Below are 18,997 nucleotides of genomic sequence, written 5' to 3'. Positions count from 1 at the left end.
GCCCCGTCCGGTGAACAGGCATTTAGGGGAGGGGTCGGATACCGTCAAGCGATTCGATTGCAGTTTTTTGAAATTTGTTCCGCGAACGCGGAAAAAGGCTCCTGCGGCCCCGCACGGCACTGTTGGCGCCCGTCGCCCCGGGGATCAGAAGCGCAGCGCCTCGACCCGCTCCCCCGCCGCCAGCGCCGGTGCCCCTGCGGGGCGCCGCACCAGCAGGTCGGCCAATCCCAGCATCGCCTGTGACGCCGCCGACTGGCGATCGAGGATGGTGACGCCGCCCGATGTCCGCGCCGCGCACAGGAACGCCTCACGCGATCCGCCCGCCTCGGCTCCCGCCGCCAACGGCATCGGCTGCCAGTCGAGCCCGGCGGCAAAGCCCCGCCCTTCCAGCGCCGTCAGCAACGGCACCAGGAACAGCCGCGCGACCGTCATCGCCGCGGTAGGATTGCCGGGCAGGCCCAGCACCTGCTTCGCCCCCACCCGGCCGTGCCACACGGGCTTGCCGGGCTTCATCGCCACGCCGGCGAAGTCCGTCTCCAGCCCCATCGGCTTGAGGCCGGCGCGGGCGAGGTCGCGCTCGCCGCGCGACGCGCCGCCCGCCATCACCAGAATGTCGCAGTCCGCCAACGCCGCCTGCGCCGCGGCCGTGATCGCGCCGGCATCGTCGGGCACGCGGGTCGCGCCGCCCGGCTGCCCGCCCCATTGCCGCACCAGCAGCTGGAGGGCCTCCGAAAGGCTGTCGGGAAGCAGCCCGTCCCCAGCCCCCGCCTGGCCCGGGGGCACCAGCTCGTCGCCGCTTGCGATCACGTGCACGCGCGGGCGCCGCCACACGACCACCTCCGCCGCATCGGCTGCCGCTGCCACCACCAGCGCGCGCGGGTCGAGGATGCGTCCCGCCGCCAGCACCGGGGCGCCCGCGGCAAAGTCGGACGCGCGCGGGCGGACATGGCGCTTGTCCGGCAGCCGCTCCGGCAGCAGCACGCACCCATCCGCTTGCGCCAGCAGCTCCACCGGCACCACCCGGTCGGTCCCGGCCGGCAGCGCCGCCCCGGTCGTCACCCGCACCGCCGCGCCCTCCGCCGTTCCGGTGAAGGGGGCGCCCGGATAGGCCGCTCCCGCTACCGCCAGGCGCCGCGTCCCGTCCGCCAGGTCCGCCTCGCGCACCGCCACGCCGTCCATCGCCGCCGTGTCCCGCCGCGGCGAATCGAAGGCGGCGACCACCGGCTCGGCCAGCACCCGTCGCCCTGCCTTGCGCAGCGGCACCCGCTCGGTACCGAGCGGCACGGCCCCCGCCGCCAGCAGCGCCTGCGCGGCATCGAAGCTCAAATCGGCCGCGCAAGGGACCGGGGCGGACGACTTTTCTTCCAGCGGCATGCGCACTTCCTGCTTTGTCCTTGCGACGTCTGGCGCATCGCTCGGTACCCTGGCCAGCCCGAATTACGGTTATACCCGGCTTGTGCGCCCGGTGGTGCTCGTCCAACAGCATTCGATCCACCGCCCAAGGAAACGCCGCGTGACCCAGGAGCTTGCCGAAACCGGCCGTTCGGTCGTGGAGACCCTGGTCTGTGTCCGCGCCGACGGCAGCCGCGTGGCGGTCGAGCGCCCGGTCGCCTTGGAGCGCCCGCTCGCAATCGAGTTCAACGGCCTCGGCTATGCGGTCGTGATGGCGACGCCTGCGGACCTGGCGGATTTCGCCACGGGCTTCGCGCTCTCCGAACGGCTGATCGGGCGGGCGGACGAGATCGTCGACATCGACTGCCACCCGGCCGACGCGGGGCTGGTGCTGCGCGTGACGCTCGCTCCGTCCCGGGCCGCGGCCGTCGTCGAGCGCGTGCGCCACCGCGTGTCCGAATCGAGCTGCGGCCTGTGCGGGATCGAGAATCTAGAACAGGCGATCCGGCCGCTTCGCCGCGTGCCCGCCGCCCCCGCTCCCGCCGAAACCGCGATCTTCGCCGCGCTGGAGGCGTTGCGCGATCACCAGCCGCTCAATCGCGTGACCGGCGCGGTGCACGCCGCGGCGCTGGTCAGCGCGGTCGGCGCGGTGCGGCTCGTGCGGGAGGATGTCGGCCGACATACCGCCTTCGACAAGCTGATCGGCGCAATGCTGCGCAAGGGGCTTCGCTGGGAGGGCGGCTTTGCGCTGCTGTCGTCGCGCTGCTCCTATGAGCTGGTCGAAAAGGCCGCGCTCGCCGACTGCCCCACGCTGGTGACGATCTCGGCACCGACCAGCCTCGCCATCGTCCGGGCGCGCGACGCGGGGCTGCGGCTGATCGTGCTTGCCCGTTCCGACGCCATGCTGCTGCTGCCGGACACGCCGTGAGGATCCTGGGCGCCATCCTTGCCGGCGGCCAGGCGCGCCGGTTCGGCTCCAACAAGGCGCTGGCGACGCTCCGCGGTGAGCCGCTGATCGCCCATGCCGCCCGCGCGATGGCACCCCAGGTCGCAGCGGTGGCGGTCTGCGGCGGCGTGCCGCTCCTCCCCGATCTGCTCCACCTGCCCGACCGCCCCGCTCCCGGCCTCGGTCCGCTCGGCGGCCTCGCCGCCGCGCTCGCCCATGCACGCGAACAGGGCTTCGACGGGGTGGTGAGCGTCGGCTGCGACACGCCGCTGCTCCCCGACGATCTGGTCGCCCGGCTGCGGGCGCCCGGCGGCGCCAGCTTTCTCGACGCCATGCCGCTGATCGGCTGGTGGCCGAGCGCCCTCGCCCCCGCCCTCGACGCCTTCCTCGCTACCGACCCGCGCCGCTCGCTGCGCGGCTGGGGCGCGGCTGCGGGCGCCACCGTTCTTTCCCTTTCGCAGCCGATCCCCAACATCAACACGCCCGCGGACCTCGCCGAACTGGCCAGGTGATCGCGCTGCATCCTTTCCGGGTGCCGGGGCGTTGTGCCTTTTCAAAGGCACGTCCCGGCCGGGGCGGGGAGGAGCTGCGGCGATGGACGAGGAAAAGAAGGGCACCGTACATTACAAGGGTGCCGAAGGCGGCTGGGGCTCGGTCCGCGGCATCACCGAGACGTGGATGCGCGAGGTCGACCGTCCCGGTGCGCTGCGCACGCTCGAACGGCAGAACAAGCCCGGCGGCTTCATGTGCGTATCCTGCGCCTGGACCAAGCCCGCACACCCCCACGGCTTCGAATTCTGCGAGAACGGCGCCAAGGCCACGCTCTGGGACCTCACCAGCCGCCGCTGCACGCCGCAGGTGCTCGCCCGCCACCGCGTCAGCGAGCTCAAGACCTGGCGCGACCATGATCTCGAGCAGCTCGGCCGCCTCACCCATCCGATGCGCTATGACGCGACCACCGACAGCTATGTGCCGTGCAGCTGGCAGGAGGCGTTCGACGGCATCGGGCGGGAGCTTCGGGCGATCGATCCGGGCTCGGCGGTCTTCTACACCTCCGGCCGCGCCAGCCTGGAGACCGCCTATCTCTTCCAGCTGTTCGCCAGGCTCTATGGGCACAACAACCTGCCCGACAGCTCCAACATGTGCCACGAGACGACCTCGGTCGCGCTCAAGAAGCTGATCGGCGTGCCGGTGGGCACCAGCGTGCTCAGCGACTTCCACCACTGCGACGCCATCTTCTTCTTCGGCCAGAACACCGGCACCAACAGCCCGCGCATGCTCCACCCGCTGAAGGAGGCGGTCGAGCGCGGGGTGAAGATCGTCACCTTCAACCCGATCCGCGAGCGCGGGCTGGAGGTGTTCCGCGATCCGCAGAGCCCGGCCGAGATGCTGCACCTCAAGAAGCCCACCCTGATCTCGCACCAGTATCTGCAGGTGCGCGCCGGTGGCGACATCGCGGCGATCACCGGCCTCATCAAGCACATCCTCGCGGCCGAGGAGAAGCTCTGGGCCGAGGAGCAGCGCCACGTCCTCGACGTCGACTTCCTCGAACAGCACACCGAGGGGTTCGAGGCGCTGAAGGCGCATGTCGCGGGCATGAGCTGGGAGGCGATCGAGGCCGAATCCGGCCTGTCGCGCGCCGATCTGGAGGCGGCCGCGCAGGTCTATGTCGAGGCCAAGAACACCATCGTCATGTACGGCATGGGCCTCACCCAGCAGGTGCACGGCTTTGAAAACTTGGCGATGATCGTCAACCTGCTGCTGCTGAAGGGCAACATCGGCCGCGAGGGCACCGGCTGCTCGCCGGTCCGCGGCCATTCCAACGTCCAGGGCCAGCGCACCGTCGGCATCTCGGAAAAGCCCGAGCTGGTGCCGCTCGACAAGCTCGCCGAGCTGTTCGGCTTCGATCCCCCGCGCGACAAGGGGATGAACACGGTCGAATCCTGCGAAAAGATCCTGAGCGGCGAGATCAAGGCCTTCATCGGCCTGGGCGGCAACTTCGTCCGCGCGATCCCGGAGCGCGAGAAGATGGAGGAGGCCTGGACGCGCCTGCGCCTCACCGTCCAGATCGCGACCAAGCTCAACCGCAGCCACCTCATCAACGGCCAGGTCGCCTATCTGTTGCCCTGCCTCAGCCGCACCGAGGTGGACGAACAGGCGAGCGGGCCGCAGACGGTGACGATGGAGGACAGCCTCAGCTGCATCCATGGCTCGGTCGCGCACAACAAGCCGGCGAGCGAACACCTGCTCTCCGAAATCGCGATCGTCGCCGGCATCGCCAAGGCGACGCTGCCGCCCAATCCCAAGGTGCAGTGGGACGAGTGGGTGGCCGACTATGGCCGCGTGCGCGACCTGATCGAGCAGACCTATCCCGACGAGTTCGCGAAGTTCAACGAGCGCCTGTTCACGCCCGGCGGCTTCTACCGCGGCAATGCGGCGCGCGATCGCGTCTGGAAGACGGAGAGCGGCAAGGCCGAGTTCACCGTGCCGGATCACCTGTCGGCCGCGGGGTTCGAGGATGCGCCCGGCCGCTACCGGCTGATGACCCTGCGCTCCAACGACCAGTTCAACACCACCATCTACGGTTATTCGGACCGGCTGCGCGGGATCGAGGGCACCCGCGACGTGCTGCTGATGCATCCGGACGAGATCGCCGCGGCCGGGCTGGCGGAAGGCCAGGTCGTGGGGCTGAAAACCGATGCGGGGGACGGCATCCATCGCGAGGTCGGCGGGCTCACCGTCACCCCGTTCCTGCTGCCGCGCGGCTGCGTCGCTTCCTATTATCCGGAAATGAACGCGCTGATCCCGCTCAGCCACCACGACCAGGAGTCCAAGACGCCCGCGGCAAAGGCGGTGCCGGTGCGGATCGTCACCTGATCGCGTCGCCCTTCGGAAATCAACTTCCGGTCAAGCAACCTGTGTGCTTGACCGGTTCTTCCGGATTGGCAAGGCTCGCTTGGTGCCGGGCAACAGATCCTCGTCCTTCATCGTCTTGTGCGCCCTTGCCCTGGCCGGGTGCAGCGCGGAGTCGCGCACGGTCGGTGCCGACCTGCCGCAGACCGAACCCACGGGCGCGCAGGATCCGCGCGCGGCCCGCTACGAGCGCAATGCCTATCAGGTCGCGCAAGGCGGCCGCTATTTCACCTGGTACGGCTGCGGCAGCTGCCACGGCAGCGATGCCGCGGGCGCGCTCAACCTCAATGACAGGCTCTGGGCGCATGGCAGCGACCTCGACCAAGTCTATCGCTTCATCGCCCGGGGGCATGGCGACGCGCGCTATGGCGATCGCATCCCCGTCGAGCAGCTCTGGCAGATCACCGCCTATGTCCGCACGCTTCCCCAGCTGAAGCCGGAGAAGCGCCGCCGCCAGGACGTCGACCAGGTCGGCGAGGCGCAGGGCGACAACTGGACCGGGCCGGTGCTGCCATGACCCTGCGCAGGCTCGCGCTGCTGCCGGGGGTGCTGGCGCTCTCGGCGTGCGAGGGCGGCTTCCAGTCGCCGCTCGCGCCCGCGGGCGAGCAGGCGGCAAGCATCCATTCGCTGTTCTGGCTGATGATGGCCGTCTGCGGCTTCATGTACCTGCTGGTGCTGGCCGGGCTCGGCATCGGCCTGCTGCGCGCGCGACGCCGCCGCAGCGAGACGGGCGAGCCCAGCATCAACCCGGCCGACCGCGGCCTCACCCGCGGGCTGGTTGCCTGGGCCGCGCTGATCGTCGTCGGCCTCGCCGTCCTCATCACCGGCAGCTTTCTGGTAGAGCGCACCATCGCCGGCGCCCGCGCCCGCGACGCGCTGGAGGTCCGCGTCACCGGCCACCAATGGTGGTGGCGGATCCAATATCGCGATCCCGCCACCGGCGCCTGGATCGAGACCGCCAACGAACTCCACCTCCCGCTCGGGCAGACGACGCGGATCGCGCTCGGCTCGTCCGACGTGATCCACAGCTTCTGGGTCCCCAACATCGCGCAGAAGCTCGACCTGATCCCCGGCCGCATCAACCGCGTCGACCTCACCCCCACCCGCGCCGGCTGGTTCCGCGGCCAGTGCGCCGAGTTCTGCGGCGTCCAGCACGCCCACATGGCGCTCGACGTGAAGGTCGACACGCCGGAGGAATTCGCCCGCTGGCTGGCGAGCCAGCGGCGCCCGGCCACACCGCCTGCCGATCCCGCCGCCGCCCGCGGGCTCCAGCTCGTCACCCGCGGCCAGTGCGCCATGTGCCATGCGATCCGCGGCACTCAGGCGGTCGGCCGCGCCGGGCCGGACCTCACCCATTTCGGCGGCCGCCGCTCGGTCGCCGCCGGCACCCTCACCATGAGCCGCGGCGCCGTCCAGGGCTGGATCACTCAGCCGCAGGCGGTGAAGCCCGGCACGATGATGCCCCCCGTCGCGCTGTCGCCGGCCGATGCGGACGCGGTGTCGCGCTATCTGATGGACCTGAAATGAGCGATCCGCGCACCCCGGCCGTCGAACTCCGCACGCTGCACGTCTCCTGGGCCGATGCGCCCGGCATCTGGGGCTTCCTGACCACGGTCGATCACAAGCGGATCGCCGCGCGCTACATCCTGACGGTGGTGCTGCTGCTGTTCCTCGCCGGCATGCTCGCGCTCGACATGCGGCTCCAGCTCGCCATGCCCGACATGGAGCGGATGACGCCGCAGCTCTACAACGAGAGCTTCTCCCTCCACGGCTCGACCATGTTGTTCCTGGTGTCGGTGCCGGTGATGGAGGCGATGGCGATCTGGCTGGTGCCGCTGATGCTCGGCCAGCGCGCGCTCGCCTTCCCGCGCCTCGCGGCGTTCAGCTACTGGCTGTACCTCGGCGGCGTGCTGATGCTGTGGGTGCCGCACGCCTTCGGCATCACGCCCGATCTCGGCTGGTTCGAATATCCGCCGCTCTCCGGCCCCGCCTATTCGCCGGGCCACCGCGCCGACATCTGGGCGCAGATGATCACCTTTACCGAGGTCGCGGCGCTCGCCGCCTCGGTCAACATCGCCGCCACCGTGCTCAAGATGCGTTCCCCCGGCATGACGCTCGCGCGCATCCCGCTGTTCGTCTGGGCGATGTTCCTCGCCTCGCTGATGACGATCTTCGCGCTGCCGGCGGTGATGATGGTCACGAGCATGCTGATCGCGGACCGCCTCGTCTCGACCCAGTTCTTTGCGGCGGCGGCCGGCGGCGACCCGATCCTGTTCCAGCACCTCTTCTGGTGGTTCGGCCATCCGGAGGTCTACATCATCTTCCTGCCCGCCGCCGGCTTCGTGTCGGTGATCGTCGAGACCTTCTCCCGCCGCACGCTGTTCGGCCATGCCGCGGTGGTGCTGTCGATGCTCGCCATCGCCGCGCTCGCCTTTGGCCTATGGGTCCACCACATGTTCGCGGTCGGCCTGCCGCGGCTCGGCAACGACTTCTACACCGCCGCCAGCATGGCCGTGGCGCTGCCCGCCGGTGTCCAGATCTTCTGCTGGATCGCGACGCTGGCAAGCGGCCGCCCGCGCTTCGACACGCCGCTCCTGTGGGTGCTCGCCTTCATCGTCACCTTCGTGATCGGCGGGCTGTCGGGCATCATGACCGCCTCCGCCCCGCTCGACCAGCAGGTGACCGACACCTATTTCGTGGTCGCCCACTTCCACTATGTGCTCGTCGGCGGCGCGATGTTCCCGCTCTTCGGCGCCTTCACCTATTGGTATCCCAAGGCGACGGGACGGATGATGTCGGAACTCTGGGGCAAGATCAGTTTCTGGCTGATCGTCGGCGGCTTCAACCTCGGCTTCTTCCCGATGCATATCCTGGGGCTCCAGGGGATGCCGCGCCGCATCTATACCTATAGCGAGGGCATGGGCTGGGGCCCGCTCAACATGGTCGCCTCGATCGGCTCGGCGATCGCGGTCGCGGGCGGCGTGCTGTTCGTCGCCAACGCAGCGTGGAGCTACTTCCGCGGCAGGGCAGCGGGCCCGAACCCCTGGGGTGGCTCCACCCTCGAATGGGCCGCACCCTCGCCCCCGCCCCAGCATAATTTCGACGCCATGCCCGTGGTCGACAGCCTCACGCCCTTGTGGACGCAGAAGCAGGAACTCGCCGTCATGACCGGCCTCGCCGTCGATCGCCGCGAAGTGCTGGTGACCTCGGTCGTGGAGGCGACGCCCGAGTATCGTCAGAAAAGCCCGCCGCCCTCGATCGCCCCGCTGCTCGCCGCGATCGCCGTCACCATCCTGTTCGTCGGCAGCATCTTCACCCCCTGGGCGCTGGTCTGGGGTGCGGTGCCGGTGGCGATCGGGCTCACCCTCTGGTTCTGGCCGCAGCGCGAGCGCTCGACCACCGGGCCGCTTCGGGCGCGCAACCGATGAGCGACGCCGTCCCCACCCGCGTCGTCGGCGACCTCGCCAACCTGCCCGAGACCGCATCGGGCGCAAGCCACCTCGTCTGGTGGGGCAACATCGGCTTCATGGCGATCGAGGGCACCGCCTTCGCGCTCGCCGCCGGCGCCTATCTCTACCTCATGAGCCAGACGGCGGGCTGGCCGCCCGACGGCGTCCGCCCGCCCGACCTGCTGTGGCCGGCGGTGCTGACGCTCGGCCTGTTCCTCAGCGAAATCCCCAACCTCTGGGTCCGCCGCTGCGCCAAGGCCAAGAACGAGCGCGGCGTCCGCATCGGCACGCTCGCCATGACCGTCCTCGGCCTCCTGCTGCTGATCCCGCGCGGCATCGAGTTCGGGCACCTCAACGTCACCTGGTACGACAATGCCTATGGCTCGCTGACGTGGATGCTGCTGGTGCTGCACACCAGCCACCTCATCACCGACATCGGCGACACCGCCGTCCAATCCGTGTGGCTCTACACCCATGAGGTCGGCGACGATCAGTTCGCCGATGTCGAGGACAATGCCAATTACTGGACCTTCGTGGTGCTGACGTGGATCCCGGTCGGCGCGCTCGTCTATCTGGCGCCGAGGTTCGGGTGAGCGAGTCCCTCTCCCGTGCGGCGCGCGTGCGCCCCTGGGCGGCGCTGCTGCTGCCGCCTGTCACCTGGTACGTCTTCGAACTGGGTCTGGGCAGCGTGCTCAAGGTCGATTGCGCCCCCGTCGGTCCCTGGCTCGGCCTCGCCTGGGGTCTCGCCAGCCTTGCGGTGTGCGGCCTCGCCATGGCGATCGCCTGGCCCTGCGCGCGGCCGGCGGGCGACCAGACCCCGCCGCGCGCCTGGCTGTCGCGCGTCGCGCTGCTGCTCGCCGGCATCTTCGCGCTCGCCATCGCCTTCCAGACGCTGGCCGTGCTGATCGTCCCGCCATGCGTCAGCTGATCCGCCTCGCCCCGCTGCTGGCGCTCGCGATGCCCGCCGCCGCCCTCGCGCACGGCGGCCACGACCATGGCGAGCCGCCCGGCTGGACCTGGGACCCGTGGATCACCGTGCCCCTGCTGCTCTCCGCCGTCCTGTTCGGGCTCGGCTGGCGCCGCCTCTACGGGCGCTCGGCGGGCGGCCGCCCCCGGCTCAAGCGGCGGCTGTGGCTCTTCGCCGCCGGCTGGCTGACGCTCGCGGGCGCGCTGGTGTCGCCGCTCCACGAAGCGGGCGAGCGCTCCTTCACCGCCCACATGATCGAGCACGAGCTGCTGATGCTGCTCGCCGCGCCCCTGGTCGTGCTGGCCGAACCGCTCTCGGCGATGCTCTGGGCCTTTCCCGCCGCCGCCCGCCGTACCCTCGGCCGCATCAGCGCCAGCCGGGCGGTGTCGGTCCCCTTCGCCTGGGCGACGGGCGCCGTCGTCGCGACGCTCCTCCAGGCGGCCGTGCTGTGGATCTGGCACATGCCGTCGCTGTTCGACGTGGCGCTGGCGAGCGAGGGCTGGCACGCCACCCAGCACCTCTGCTTCATCGTCAGCGCGCTGCTGTTCTGGACGGCGATGCTCGGGCGGCGCGGTGCCGGGGCGAGCGCGCTCGGCGACCGTGCGCTCGCCGCCTTCTGCCTGCTCGTCACTTCGTTCGTGACGGGGGCGCTGGGGGCGCTGATGGCCTTCTCCGACTCCCCCTGGTACCCGGGCTATGCGCGCCTCGCGCTCGCGCCCTTCGGCATGACCCCGGCGGAGGACCAGCAGGTCGCCGGCCTCGTCATGTGGGTGCCCGGCGGTCTCGTCCACCTCGTCGCCGCGCTCGCCCTGTTCCGCACGCTGCTCGTGCCGTCGCCGCAAAGGACCGCCGATGCCGTCTGAGCTGCGCTTCGTGCTGATCCTCACCGGTATCGCGACGATCGCGGGCGCCGCCTCGGTGTTCGGCATCTACCGGCAGGATAGCCTCCAGACCCGCACCCAGGCGGAGGCGATGACCGGCGGCGACGCCACGGCCGGCAAGGCCGCGATCGGCCGCTACAATTGCGGCGCCTGCCACCGCATCCCCGGCATCGCCGGCGCCACGGGCACCACCGGCCCGGCGCTCAACGGCATCGCTCTGCGCGCCGAGATCGCCGGCGTCCTCGTCAACGATCCGAAGAACCTCACCCGCTGGCTGCGCCAGCCGCAGCAGGTGCTTCCCGGCAACGGCATGCCGGACCAGGGCGTCACCGAGCGCGACGCCCGCGACATGGCTGCCTATCTCTACACGCTGAAGCGTTAGCCACCCGCGCAGGGCAAAGGCCGGCGCCCCGTTGCGGGAGCGCCGGCCCTGTTCGTCACTTCGCGACGGTGGCCTCGGCCATCGCCGGCGCCGACTGGATGTCGGGGGCACCGCCCATGTCGCCGTTCTTGGTGCGGCCGGCGCCCGGGCCCGCGCCCAGGTCCGCCCCGGTGGTCGGGTCGGCGCTCGGATCGGACGCGGTCCGCTCCACCATCTTGGCCGCGACCTTCTGGTCCTTGGCGGGAAGCTTGACGGTCGCCGTGCCGTCGCCCTCGTCCGCCGGCATCACCTGCTGCAGGTCGTCCACGCGGTCCCATTCGTCGCCGGTGTTCCACGGACCCGTTGTGTCGCCCTCGCCCTGCGAGGTGTTGACGTACATGCTCGCGTATTTCTCCACGCCCGGCAGCTTGCCCGACGGGAAGTTGTTCTCGATCGCATAGAGCGCCTTCTCGAACGACTTCTGGTGCGCCACCTCGCGGGTCATCAGGAAGCCCAGCGCGTCCTTGATGCCGGGATCGTCGGTGATGTTGATCAGCCGCTCATAGACGATCTTGGCGCGTGCCTCGGCCGCGATGTTGGAGCGCAGGTCGACGGTCGGCTCGCCGCGCGAGTCCACATAGGCCGCCGTCCATGGCACGCCCGCGCTGTCGCACAGCGCCGGGGCGCCGCCGAACAGGATCGATTCCTTGGCGCTGGTGCCGGTCTGCCCCACCATCTGGTAGAGCTCGGCCTCCTTCATCGTGCCCTCGGCCAGCTGCGCCTTCAGGCCCTTGTTGAGCATGGTGACGATCGACCCGATCACCTCCAGGTGGCTCAGCTCTTCCGTCGCGATGTCGAGCAGCATGTCCTTGCGGCCGGGATCGTCCTCACCCAGGCCCTGCGTGAAATAGCGCATCGCCGCGGCCAGTTCGCCGTCGGCCCCGCCGAACTGCTCCATGATCATGGTGGCGAGCCGCGGATTGGGCTCCGAAACGCGCACGGTATATTGCAACCGCTTGTTATGCATGAACATTGCCGGGCTCCTGCTGTATCGTTCTGGTCCATCCCAAGCGCATCAGCCACGCACCCGTTCCTGTTGAAAGTGACTCGCACCAATTGCCGCGGGAGCATGCGCTGACCGGCTCCGCGGGCGGGAGCGGCTTGAGCCTTTGCGCGGTCGCTGCCACGGGGACAGGATGACCGAACTGCACCGCCGCACCCTTCTGAAGGCAGGCCTTGGCGCCGCCGCGCTCGCCATTCCGGATTCGATCGCGCGCGCGCTCGCGATCCCCGCGGACGTGCGCAGCGGCACGCTGCGCGACGTCGAGCACGTCGTGATCCTGATGCAGGAGAACCGCGGCTTCGATCATTATTTCGGGACGCTGCGCGGCGTCCGCGGCTTCGGCGATCGCCTGCCCATCCCGCTCGCGCCCGGTTCGGACGGCGCCGCCCGCACCGTCTGGCAGCAGCTCGACCGCACCGCAAAGCAGGGCCCGCGCACCGTCTCCCCCTTTCATCTGTCGACCCGCACCGACTGGGCGCTGATGCGCATGGAGGGCACGCCCCATAGCTGGCCGGACGCGCAGCGCGCCTGGGATCACGGCCGCATGGCACATTGGCCGGAGGTGAAGACCGAGCGCGCAATGGGCCACTATCGGCGCGACGACATCCCCTTCCAGTTCGCGCTGGCCGATGCCTTCACCGTCTGCGACGCCTATCACTGCTCGCTGCAGACCGGCACCAACACCAACCGCCTGTTCCTGTGGACCGGCACCAACGATCCCGAGGGCCAAGCCGGCGGCCCCGCCATCGCCAATTCGCACGACAGCTTCGCCGAGGACGGCGGCTGGGCCGAGCCCTATCGCTGGACCAGCTATGTCGAGCGGCTCCAGGCGGCCGGAATCGACTGGCGTATCTACCAGGACATGGCCGACAATTTCACCGACAACCCCCTGGTCGGGTTCGAGGCGTTCCGCGCTGCTCACAAGGGTGCGCCCGGTGCCGATCCGGCGCTTCGCGACCGCGCGCTCACCACCCGCGCGCTCGACGGCCTGCGCGCCGACGTGCTCGCCGGCCGCCTGCCGCAGGTCTCCTACGTGATCGCGACCGCCGCCGGTTCCGAGCATCCCGGCCCTTCGAGCCCCGCCCAGGGCGCCGCCTATACCGCCGAGCTGCTCGACGTGCTCACCGCCGACCCAAAGGTCTGGGCCCGCACCGTGCTGCTCGTCATGTTCGACGAGAATGACGGCTTCTTCGACCATGTCCCGCCGCCCGCCCCGCCCTCCCAGGATCCGGCGGCCCCGGGCGGCCTCGCCGGCGCCTCCACCGTCAGCACCGCCGGCGAATATCACCGCGTGCCGAGCGCCGCCGACGCGTCCGTCGACCTGCCGGAGCTGCGCGGCCGTCCCTATGGCCTTGGTCCCCGCGTCCCCTTCTACGCCATCTCTCCCTGGAGCCGCGGCGGCTGGGTCAACTCGCAGGTGTTCGATCACACCTCGGTGATCCGCTTCCTGGAGCAGCGCTTCGGCGTCGCCGAGCCCAACATCTCGCCCTGGCGCCGCGCGGTGTGCGGCGACCTCACCTCGGTGTTCGACTTCACCAGCCCGAACCGCGGCTTTCCCGACGGCATCCCCGATCCGCGCCCCGACGCCACCCGCAGCGCGGCGATCCAGGGCCAGGTCGCGCCCCGCGCGCCCGCCGCCGCCCAGCCGCTGGTGCAGGAGCCGGGCGTCCGCCCCTCGCGCCCGCTCCCCTACCACCTCTCCGTCACCGAGGCGCCGGACGAGGCCGGCATCCGCCTCACCTTCCACGCAGGCGCGAACCGCGCCGGGGTCGCCGCCGTCTTCCACGTCTATGACCGGCTCGCGCTCGATCGCCTGCCCCGCCGCTACACGGTGGAGGCCGGCGGGCAGCTCACCGGCCGCTGGGCGGGCGCGGGCGCGGACGGCGCCTATGACCTGTGGGTGCTCGGCCCCAACGGCTTCCACCGCCACTTCGCCGGCCGCGCCGCCGACCGCGCGCTTGCCGGGCGCATCGCCTGGCACCTCGATCCGGCGCGCGCCACCCTGGCCCTCGCCGTGCGTGCCGGCGCGGCCGCGTGGCAGGTCGCCCCCAATGCCTATGCCGACCACCACCGCTCCTGGCGCGGCACCGGCACCCCGCCGCCCTGGGACCTCGCGCTCACCGGTGGCTGGTACGACCTGACCCTCACCAGCCCGGCCGCGCCCGGCTTTCTTCGCCGCATCGCCGGCCGGCTCGAGACCGGCCGCCCCTCCACCTCCGACCCGGCCTGATCCGCGGCTTCGCCCCGGCAAAGCATTTCTTTGAATTCCTATTCTGCCGATGGGGTATGTCTCTCCACATCGGAGGTAGGCCATGTCGCGCACGCTGATCGAGACCGTCGCCGCCCTGCGCGTCGCCCGCGCGGCGTGGCGGCAGCGCCAGGACGAATCGCGCGACGTGGAGAGTTTCCCCGCCCGCGACGCCGTCGCCCGCATCGTCGAGACGCTGGCGACCGCCCTCTATCCCCGCCGCCTGGGCGGCTTCCGTGGCACCGCGGAGGCAGAGGACAGCTTCGTCGCCGAGCGCCTGACCCTCGCCCTCGCCGACCTGGAGCGTGAGGTCGCCGCCGAACTCGGCTATTGGCAGGCGGAGGCGCGCAGCAGCTTCGATCCCGACCAGGCCGGCATGATCGTGCGCCTGTTCGCCGCCACGCTCGCGGAGGTCCGCCAGCTGGTCGACAGCGACGTCGACGCCGCCTTTCTCGGCGATCCGGCGGCGCGCAGCGTGGACGAGATCCTGCTCTGCTATCCCGGCGCTCTCGCCAGCCTGCACCACCGCATCGCCCACCAGCTCCACCAGCTCGGCGCGCCCATCGTCGCCCGGCTGATCTCGGAGCTCGCCAACGCCCGCACCGGGATCGACATCCATCCGGGCGCCACCATCGGCAGCGGCTTCTTCATCGACCACGGCACCGGCGTGGTGATCGGCGAGACCGCCATCGTCGGGAATCGCGTGCGGCTCTACCAGCATGTGACGCTGGGCGCGCGCAGTGCGCCCGGCGACACCCGCGACGGCGGCCGCCCCCGCCACGATCGCCACCCGATCGTCGAGGACGACGTGGTCATCTATGCCGGCGCGACCATCCTCGGCCGCGTCACCATCGGCGCCCGCTCCACCATCGGCGGCAACGTCTGGCTGCTCGACGACGTGCCCCCCGACAGCGTCGTGGTCCAGCCGGAGGCGCGGCGGCTCGATCGCGCTGCCGGGGCGACGCTGCGCGACGTGCTGGTGGAGACGGCGGACTGATGCGCTTCCGCCCCGCCCTTCCCGAAGCCGCGCCGGCCCGCCCCGTCGTCGGCGTGCTCTGCTGCAACGAAGTGGCCGACCGGCCGGTGCAGGTCGTCGCCACCCGCTTCGTCCGCCCGCTCACCCAGCTGGTCGAGGCGACGGTGCTGCTCGTCCCCGCGGTCGCCGATGCGGCCGACGTCGCCGGGGTCGCGGCCGCGCTCGACGGCCTGCTCCTCACCGGCTCGCGCTCGCACGTCGCGCCGGAACGCTATGGCGCTGTCCCCGGCCCTCGCCCGGCCGCGCACGATCCCGAGCGCGACGCGGTCGCCCTGGCGCTCTCCGCCCGCATGATCGAGGGCGGCAAGCCCGTGTTCGGCATCTGCCGCGGCATGCAGGAGTTGAACGTGCTGTTCGGCGGCACCCTGTGCGAGCAGCCCGCCGACGGCGGCCACCATCGCGGCGACTGGGACGAGGGGTATGACGCGCTGTTCGACCATCACCACGCCATCCGCCTCGCCGATCAGGGCCGCCTCGCCCGCGCCACCGGCTGCTCGCGGCTGCGGGTGAACTCCGTCCACCAGCAGGGTGTCGACCGGCTCGGCTCCGGCCTCACCGTGGAGGCGCGGGCCGAGGGGGACGATCTGGTCGAGGCGATCTGGGCGCGCCCGTGCGGCGCCGACGTGCTCGCCGTCCAGTGGCACCCCGAATGGGACGCGGATCACGCCCCCGCCAGCCGCGCCTTCTTCGCGCTCGTCGCAGAGGCGCTGCGCACCTCCGCCCACGCCCAGCGCCGCGCCGCCTGACCCCTTCGCTTCGGCCAGGGAACCCCCGCCGCCGCCTGCCGTTCGTGAAGCACCCCGTGCAGCGCGCGACCCCTCAGGCAGCGAAGGCCAGGAACATGGCGGTGAAGCTCAAGCCCCTTTCGGAACAAGTCATGGTGATCCTCGGCGCGTCGAGCGGCATCGGCCGCGAGACCGCGCGCCGGGCAGCGGCCGCAGGCGCCACGCTCGTCGTCGCCGCCCGCGGCCAGGCTGGCCTCGCCTCGCTGGTGGAGGAGATCACCCAGGCCGGCGGCAAGGCCGTGGCAGTCGTGTGCGACGTCACCGACGAGGCGCAGGTCCGCCAGCTGGCGCGCGATGCCGTCGCCCGCTTCGGCCGGATCGACAGCTGGGTGAACGTCGCCGGGGTCTCGGTCTACGCCGGGTTCGAGGACACCACGCCCGAGGAGTTCCGCCGCATCCTGGAGGTGAACTTCATGGGCTATGTCCACGGCGCCCAGGCGGCCCTGCCGTACCTGCGCGAACAGGGCGGCGCGCTGATCGTGATCTCCTCGGTGGAAAGCATCGTCTCGCTGCCGCTGCACAGCGCCTATGCCGCGTCCAAGCACGCGATCGAGGGCGCGTTCGATGCGCTGCGCCGCGAGCTGATGGCAGAGGGCGCGCCGGTCTCGGTGACCAGCATCAAGCCGGCGACGATCAACACCCCCTTCTTCACCAACTCCCGCAGCAAGCTCGACGTGGTGCCCAAGGGACCGCCGCCCTTCTACGATCCGGGCGTGGTCGCCGACTGCGTCCTCTACGCGGCCGAACATCCCGTGCGCGACCTGTTCGCCGGCGGCGCCGGCCGCAGCATGGCGCTCAACCAGGTGACGGCTCCCGGCGTGATGGACACCCTGCTGGCGAAGTTCGGCATCCCCGGCTCCCGCACGCAGCGCCCCGCCCCCGCCGGCCAGCCCGGCAATCTCTACGCACCCGATGGCGACGATCGCGCGCGCGGCGACTTCACCGGCCGCACCCACCCCAGCCTCTACACCTGGCTGGCGCTCCGCCCCGTGGCGCGCACGCTCGCACTCGGCGCGCTCGTCACCGGCGCCGTCGTGGCGAGCCGCGCCCGCCGCGCGCGCCACCGCACGCCCGACACGACGGCGCCGGACGCCCTGGTCGGCAGCGCCGCCTTCGCCCGGCCCGAGGACCAGGACGCCTCCCGCGGCAGTTCCCAGCCGGTCCGCCCCGCCGGCCCCGAATCCATGCGCGACCCCACCGCACGCCCGTGGACGCGCGTCGACGAAGCCTCCGACGAATCCTTCCCCGCCAGCGATCCGCCTGCGACTTATTGAGGCGCAGCGTCGATCGGGGCCGTTTCGCCCCGCCCTTCGCCCACCGCGGATCGCCGTTGCGGGAGCATCCGATCCCGGGCAGCATGGTGCGATCGGAGGGGGGGGATCGACCATGTGGCGGCTTGTGATCGGATTGTTGGCGGTGCTGCTCAGTCCCCTTCCGGCGCGGGCGGACAGCTGGGCCCCGGCGACACGGCAGACCTACGAGTCAGCGGGCAAGAAGGTCCGTTTCACCGTCATCCCGCGCGATCTCGAGAGCTCGCTTTCCTACTTTGAAGACAAGGTGGCGCACCGGGACCCTGCCGGGCAACGTGCGGGCGGTGAGCCCAGAGCGCGCGGCGTTCTCGAGCGGCTCGTCGCCGGCCGATGGACCACCGTGTGGGAAGCACCGTTGGTGAACGAAGTGGCTCCCGTCTCGGCGCTCGTCACGGAGGATGCTGCGTACGTCGTCACCTTCGACGACTGGCATTCCGTCGGCTTTGGCGAGCATGTGGTCGTCATTTACCGCGACGACGGGAGCGTCGTGCGGTCCTACAAGCTGACCGACATCCTGCCCCCCGACTACGTTCGCGCGCTGCCTCGATCGGTCAGCTCGCTGTGGTGGAGCGGCAAGCATGTCCTGTCGCAAGACGGCAAGCGGCTGGTTCTGAAGGTCGTCGTTCCGAGCGCTTCCGGGAGTGATTCGCGCGGCTATGTCGACGTGACCATCAATCTCGCGACGGGCGCGGTCGCGCCGCTGACGGGTCCCGATTGGGAAGTCGCCCAGGCCGCCGCCGCTCCCATCGCGGCCCGTGACAAGGCAGAGGAAGCGCAGTGGCGGGCATCGACGATCGCGCCGCTCACCGCACCGGCCGGAACCGAGCAGGACGCGTGGAGCCGCTATCTCGCGCAAGCGCGCCGGCGTCTGGTGCCGGAAGCCAAGCCCTTTTCGTTCGATCTTCCCCTGGTCTTGCCTGCGCTTTCCGCCGCCGATCATGCAAGGACGGCACGCTCCATCCGCGAGCGTTTGACCAAGGCCGATGCCAAGCTCGACCTCGCCGTTGCGGCTCCTGCCGACCCGGGCGCCCTCCTGCGCCTCCTGGTCGAGGCGGGACGAGCGTCCCGGCCGGGCAGCCTTGCGGGTTCACGACTGTTCGTGGCCCTGCCGGCGAAAATGGCAGAGCCGGCGCGCGCGGCGCTCGCACCCACGGGGGCAACCGTCCTTCTCTTTGATCCCGCCGTCGCCATCCCCCAGCGGCCCGAGGTGCTGTCGCAGCTCGGCGTCAGCCCCGACCGGGTCGAGATCGAGGCGTTGAGCGCACAGGCAGACGCGCTTCATCACGAGGCGAATGCCGTTGCGCTGGCGGCTCAGGCACCGGCCGATCCACCCGCGGAGGAACGGCCTCCAGCCGAGGAGGAGAGTCTGGAGGAAATGGCGGAGAATCTCGAGATGACCGCGGACATGCTGGAGCAAGAGGCCGAAAAGCCCACCGCAGACCCAGCCGGGTCGAACTAGGGCGTAAACTCACAGAGCTGACCGTCGGGAAACACCCAGTTGCCGACATTCAATTTAGCGCTCGCGCCTAGTCGCAAATAGCCATCCCACGCCCACAACGGCGATGAATACGACCGCCGTAGCAGCGGTTATGGCGAGCTTGTAGGCTCGTCGTTCTGTCACGCCTCGCAACATGATAGCTGCAGAA

At 70.9% G+C, this 18,997-nt stretch carries 17 protein-coding genes; 15 read left to right on the top strand and 2 right to left on the bottom strand.

The features are described from left to right. Positions 1–144: 144 nt before the first annotated feature. Complete coding sequence (locus EDF69_RS03480; protein ID WP_132884515.1) at positions 145–1,374, bottom strand: molybdopterin molybdotransferase MoeA; 1,230 nt, start codon at positions 1,372–1,374, stop codon at positions 145–147. A 139-nt stretch (positions 1,375–1,513) separates the two neighbouring features. On the opposite strand from EDF69_RS03480, the gene fdhD reads away from it, so the two are divergent. The 10 genes from fdhD (at position 1,514) to EDF69_RS03430 (ending at position 10,930) form a co-directional block, all read left to right on the top strand. Beyond that, positions 1,514–2,320 carry a formate dehydrogenase accessory sulfurtransferase FdhD gene (gene fdhD, locus EDF69_RS03475; RefSeq protein ID WP_425336581.1) on the top strand — a complete coding sequence of 269 codons (807 nt, stop codon included), beginning with the start codon at positions 1,514–1,516 and terminating at the stop codon, positions 2,318–2,320. Next, complete coding sequence (gene mobA / locus EDF69_RS03470; RefSeq protein WP_132884517.1) at positions 2,317–2,850, top strand: NTP transferase domain-containing protein; 534 nt, start codon at positions 2,317–2,319, stop codon at positions 2,848–2,850. The genes fdhD and mobA overlap by 4 nt, the downstream gene beginning before the upstream one ends. 82 nt (positions 2,851–2,932) lie before the next feature. After that, on the top strand, positions 2,933–5,215 hold the full coding sequence (locus EDF69_RS03465; RefSeq protein ID WP_132884518.1) for an FdhF/YdeP family oxidoreductase: 2,283 nt from the start codon (positions 2,933–2,935) through the stop codon (positions 5,213–5,215). Positions 5,216–5,297: 82 nt separating this feature from the next. Then, positions 5,298–5,768 (top strand): c-type cytochrome, encoded by a 471-nt coding sequence (locus EDF69_RS03460; RefSeq protein ID WP_165890087.1) that lies wholly within the window; start codon positions 5,298–5,300, stop codon positions 5,766–5,768. Further along, positions 5,765–6,778: a cytochrome c oxidase subunit II gene (coxB, locus tag EDF69_RS03455; protein ID WP_132884520.1), complete on the top strand. Its 1,014-nt coding sequence runs from the start codon at positions 5,765–5,767 to the stop codon at positions 6,776–6,778. Before EDF69_RS03460 ends, coxB begins: the two co-directional genes overlap by 4 nt. Beyond that, the gene (locus EDF69_RS03450; protein ID WP_132884521.1) at positions 6,775–8,679 is read left to right on the top strand and encodes a cbb3-type cytochrome c oxidase subunit I; all 1,905 of its coding nucleotides are present in this window, start codon (positions 6,775–6,777) and stop codon (positions 8,677–8,679) included. Before coxB ends, EDF69_RS03450 begins: the two co-directional genes overlap by 4 nt. After that, positions 8,676–9,293 (top strand): cytochrome c oxidase subunit 3, encoded by a 618-nt coding sequence (locus tag EDF69_RS03445; protein WP_132884522.1) that lies wholly within the window; start codon positions 8,676–8,678, stop codon positions 9,291–9,293. Before EDF69_RS03450 ends, EDF69_RS03445 begins: the two co-directional genes overlap by 4 nt. Continuing rightward, positions 9,290–9,628: a hypothetical protein gene (locus tag EDF69_RS03440; RefSeq protein WP_132884523.1), complete on the top strand. Its 339-nt coding sequence runs from the start codon at positions 9,290–9,292 to the stop codon at positions 9,626–9,628. The genes EDF69_RS03445 and EDF69_RS03440 overlap by 4 nt, the downstream gene beginning before the upstream one ends. Continuing rightward, positions 9,616–10,530 (top strand): cytochrome c oxidase assembly protein, encoded by a 915-nt coding sequence (locus tag EDF69_RS03435; RefSeq protein WP_132884524.1) that lies wholly within the window; start codon positions 9,616–9,618, stop codon positions 10,528–10,530. Before EDF69_RS03440 ends, EDF69_RS03435 begins: the two co-directional genes overlap by 13 nt. Next, positions 10,520–10,930, top strand: a complete 411-nt coding sequence (locus EDF69_RS03430) for a c-type cytochrome (RefSeq protein WP_132884525.1) — start codon at positions 10,520–10,522, stop codon at positions 10,928–10,930. The genes EDF69_RS03435 and EDF69_RS03430 overlap by 11 nt, the downstream gene beginning before the upstream one ends. A gap of 55 nt (positions 10,931–10,985) precedes the next feature. Here the strand turns inward: EDF69_RS03430 and EDF69_RS03425 are convergent, their stop codons facing one another. Continuing rightward, positions 10,986–11,942 carry a manganese catalase family protein gene (locus tag EDF69_RS03425; protein ID WP_132884526.1) on the bottom strand — a complete coding sequence of 319 codons (957 nt, stop codon included), beginning with the start codon at positions 11,940–11,942 and terminating at the stop codon, positions 10,986–10,988. 163 nt (positions 11,943–12,105) lie between these two features. Between EDF69_RS03425 and EDF69_RS03420 the strand changes: the two genes are divergently transcribed. The 5 genes from EDF69_RS03420 (at position 12,106) to EDF69_RS03400 (ending at position 18,810) form a co-directional block, all read left to right on the top strand. Then, positions 12,106–14,202: a phosphocholine-specific phospholipase C gene (locus EDF69_RS03420; protein ID WP_132884527.1), complete on the top strand. Its 2,097-nt coding sequence runs from the start codon at positions 12,106–12,108 to the stop codon at positions 14,200–14,202. 82 nt (positions 14,203–14,284) lie between these two features. Beyond that, positions 14,285–15,217 (top strand): serine O-acetyltransferase EpsC, encoded by a 933-nt coding sequence (epsC, locus tag EDF69_RS03415; RefSeq protein ID WP_132884528.1) that lies wholly within the window; start codon positions 14,285–14,287, stop codon positions 15,215–15,217. Beyond that, complete coding sequence (locus EDF69_RS03410; protein ID WP_204991303.1) at positions 15,217–16,002, top strand: gamma-glutamyl-gamma-aminobutyrate hydrolase family protein; 786 nt, start codon at positions 15,217–15,219, stop codon at positions 16,000–16,002. Before epsC ends, EDF69_RS03410 begins: the two co-directional genes overlap by 1 nt. A 101-nt stretch (positions 16,003–16,103) precedes the next feature. Further along, entirely contained in the window at positions 16,104–17,315 is a 1,212-nt protein-coding gene (locus EDF69_RS03405) for an SDR family oxidoreductase (protein ID WP_204991302.1), read from the top strand. A 136-nt stretch (positions 17,316–17,451) separates the two neighbouring features. After that, entirely contained in the window at positions 17,452–18,810 is a 1,359-nt protein-coding gene (locus EDF69_RS03400) for a hypothetical protein (protein ID WP_132884529.1), read from the top strand. Positions 18,811–18,997 lie beyond the last annotated feature (187 nt).

Origin of the sequence: Sphingomonas sp. JUb134 (assembly GCF_004341505.2) — a bacterium.
GTDB lineage: Bacteria > Pseudomonadota > Alphaproteobacteria > Sphingomonadales > Sphingomonadaceae > Sphingomonas.
The sequence above is the reverse complement of the archived record's forward strand: the minus strand, read 5'-3'. Positions and strand labels throughout refer to the sequence as shown.